Source organism: Commensalibacter sp. A3DC (genome assembly GCF_047307945.1).
GTDB classification, from domain to species: domain Bacteria; phylum Pseudomonadota; class Alphaproteobacteria; order Acetobacterales; family Acetobacteraceae; genus Commensalibacter; species Commensalibacter melissae.
Genome location: NZ_JAXOQA010000103.1, coordinates 1 through 3,188, shown reverse-complemented (window position 1 = coordinate 3,188; position 3,188 = coordinate 1). Strand labels below are relative to the sequence as shown.

The following is a 3,188-nucleotide window of genomic DNA, read 5'->3' as shown; positions in this document are numbered from 1 at the left end:
AAAAAAGTATATAAATATCATGGTAAAACATTTAATTGATTAAATGCTAAAAACTCCTGTTCCAAAAGCCTCAACATGAATTTTTTCAGGTGGAATACCTTTTTCCTTCAATTTTTTACCCTCATCTTTCATGAATTCAACAGGTCCACAAAGATAATAATCAGCATCTTTATCAAAAATTGACTGATCTATCCTATTGATATCCATACGCCCTTGATAGTCATAATCTATTCCCTGTCTATCTTCACCATCAGGTTTTGAATAAAAAATAAAGCGATTAAAAGTGGGACTTTTTTCAACAATTTCATTTACTTTTTCACGTAAGGCATGTTGTTTACCATTATGTGTTCCGTGAATGAAATGGACAGAACGATTACTTTGTTTTTCATGCAGAAAAGACAGCATGGAATACATGGGAGTAATTCCAACCCCGGCACTCATAAGAATAATCGGATTTTTCCCTTGCTGATTTAGATAGAATTCTCCTGCTGGTGCAGACAGATCTATGATATCCCCAACATCATAACTCTTATGAAGTAGATTGGAAACCTTACCTGCCGGAGTTTTCCCCTTACCATCTTCACGTTTAACCGTAATACGCAACGAATCTTTTCCAGGAGAATCAGATAATGTATATTGACGCGGCTGAATTAAATTCCATTCCGGGACATAAATTCGAACTGAAACATATTGTCCAGGATAAAATTCTGGAAGCTTGCCCCCATCAACCGGTTGTAGATAAAACGACGTGATTTGTTCGCTTTCAGGAATTTTCTTGACTATTTTAAATCCTCTCCAACCTGTCCATGCATGTTCCCTGATCTGTTCTTTGTATATGCCCAATTCAATATCAATTAACAGTTGAGCCAATTGTTGATAGGCAGCTCCCCAAGCTTCGATCAAATCATCTGTAGCGGCTTCACCCAATACCTCACTAATAGATGCCAGAAGATGTTCCCCAACAATAGGATAATGTTCCGCCCGAATATTCAGGCTTACATGTTTATTGGCAATATGAATGAAAGCATTTTCTAGTATGGTTGGATTATCGATATTTTCTGCATATGCCAGGACAGCCGTAGCAAGTGCATGTTGTTGCTTTCCGGCTTCTTGATGTCCACGGTTAAAAATCTGTTTAAGTTCAGCATTATTATTCAACATCCGTTTATAGAAATAGGAAGTTAGTTCAATACCATGCTCTCTTAAAACTGGCACTGTATTTTTAACAAGCGTTTTTTGAGCTTCGGTTAGCATTTATAGTGACCCTTAATTTTAATTAAATAATATATTTAAAATACATCTTTAATAAAAATCTTAATAAACCCTGTTACAACTAAGATAAATCATTAAAGATGTATTCAATATACTCTTTTTAAGAAAAAATAAAAGTAAATTATTAATAAAATTTTATAATTTTAATTTTAACTTTGCTTGATTGATGATCTCATCTGTATCATCAATCGAGGTGACACGCCATGTTTCAAGTTTCCCCTCAAACATCCTGATTCGTTTTTCATTAATCATTGAATTGATGAAGGAAGAAATTCTTTTTGATTTACCGGGCAATGGCAAGATCATTACTGGTACAGAAGTGGCAATAGCCTCAGAAACCATTGAAACACTATCAATTGTAACCAATATATAATCAGCACATGCCAGTAATCCTAAATAGGGATTTTCTCCCTCACCATTCCAAATATATACACTAAATGGTGATAATATCTCTTTCAATCTTTTTAAAGCTGAAGGATTCGTTCTTCTTGAAGGAGTTACCGCAAGTGAAATATTGTTTTTGGTAATAACCCTTTTTAATTGATAAGCAATCTGTTCAGCTTCTTTTACACCAAATTTGAATCTGCCATTATTTCCGCCCAGCAAAACACTTACCAATGGTTTTACCGGATCATGAAGAATGGAATTCCAATAATGCAAATTTTCAGACAGCAATGAGGGAGTTATATGATGCAATGCATTACGCGATACAAGAACATTATCCGCTTTAATATTATCATGAGGATTGGCAATGATAAGATCGAATTTATTTAATGCGATACGCGGATTCTGTATATGTATGGCTATATGATTTTTCTTGCGTAAGTCGGCATTTACAACACCCCCCACACTTCCTACGCTTACAATTACAGAATTATCTTTTGGTTGAAAAGGAAATACCGCTTTCAAAGGATTGGGCCAAAAGGGTGCTGAAATAAATTTCCAGGGCAATCTAGGTTTTAACTGATGAAAACTGTAATCAAATTGTGCCCTTTTAACAAACCCAAGGGCTTGCGTTTTCATTCCAGCAAAATTTTCTGTCAAAATTGAAACTTCTGTCATCAAGTATCTAACTTTAAATGAAAATTGAATTTCTCGTTTATTTGCGAAATTAAATCCTTTGCCATTTTTTTCCATTCATGTGACGTATCTATATGTTCTCTTTTTAACGGAAAAGGCAACTCCAGAATTTTCTCAATATTTTTGGCTATATCTTCAGGATTGGGATTGCATAAAAAAACAAGGTCTTTATGATTGCATTGCTCCATTAATCCTCCTACCCTTGTTATTAAAACGGGTTTTGAAAATGCCAGGGCAATGGCCAAAACACCACTTTGACTGGCCTCCTCATACGGCAAGATTATAGCATCCGCCCATTCAAAAATGGATGCAATTTCATTTTCCGGAACCCATCTATTTTCGACATATACATTTTTTCTACGATTTAACAGTTTTAAAACCTTGCTTTTTGGACCCTGCCCTACTATACGAACTATATAAGACCTATCCGATTTGACTAGTTTTAAAGCGTCATTTAACAGATCAAACCCTTTATAAGGCAAAAGACGACCAAAATTCAAAAGATGTATTTCATTTTTGTTTTTTGAAACAGAAATATTTTCATAATCATATTTTAAAGGGGGATGCCATACCCTTATAAATTTTGATTTTGATAAAAAATTCCTTTTATTTAATTGATTGTATACGTATTGAGTAAAAGTTACGATCAAATCTGAATTTTTAATCAACTGTCTTTGCAAAAAATGTTGAAAAAGATATCCATCCCCCGGATGAGGATAAGCATCGTGAATAATTACAACACATGGGATTTTCAATATTTTCAAGGCCGAAATCATAATCATATCTAATAATCCCGGCATTGTGCATATGGCCAAGTCTACCTTATTTTTTTTAAG

Annotated in this window: 3 protein-coding genes; all 3 read right to left on the bottom strand. The window is 34.2% G+C overall.

What is annotated here, in order from left to right; all coding sequences use genetic code 11:
- Positions 1-39: 39 nt before the first annotated feature.
- The gene (hmpA, locus tag U0839_RS08600; protein WP_155565391.1) at positions 40-1,254 is read right to left on the bottom strand and encodes an NO-inducible flavohemoprotein; all 1,215 of its coding nucleotides are present in this window, start codon (positions 1,252-1,254) and stop codon (positions 40-42) included.
- 153 nt (positions 1,255-1,407) lie between these two features.
- Positions 1,408-2,334: a mitochondrial fission ELM1 family protein gene (locus U0839_RS08595; RefSeq protein ID WP_413550482.1), complete on the bottom strand. Its 927-nt coding sequence runs from the start codon at positions 2,332-2,334 to the stop codon at positions 1,408-1,410.
- Positions 2,334-3,188: glycosyltransferase family 4 protein (locus tag U0839_RS08590; RefSeq protein ID WP_413550481.1), on the bottom strand; the 855-nt coding region annotated here is incomplete at its 5' end. The genes U0839_RS08595 and U0839_RS08590, both read right to left, overlap by 1 nt.

Coding starts and splice junctions, on each gene's coding strand:
- U0839_RS08595 (WP_413550482.1), bottom strand. CDS start 2,334: ATGACAGAAGTTTCAATTTTGACAGAAAATTTTGCTGGAATGAAAACG.
- hmpA (WP_155565391.1), bottom strand. CDS start 1,254: ATGCTAACCGAAGCTCAAAAAACGCTTGTTAAAAATACAGTGCCAGTT.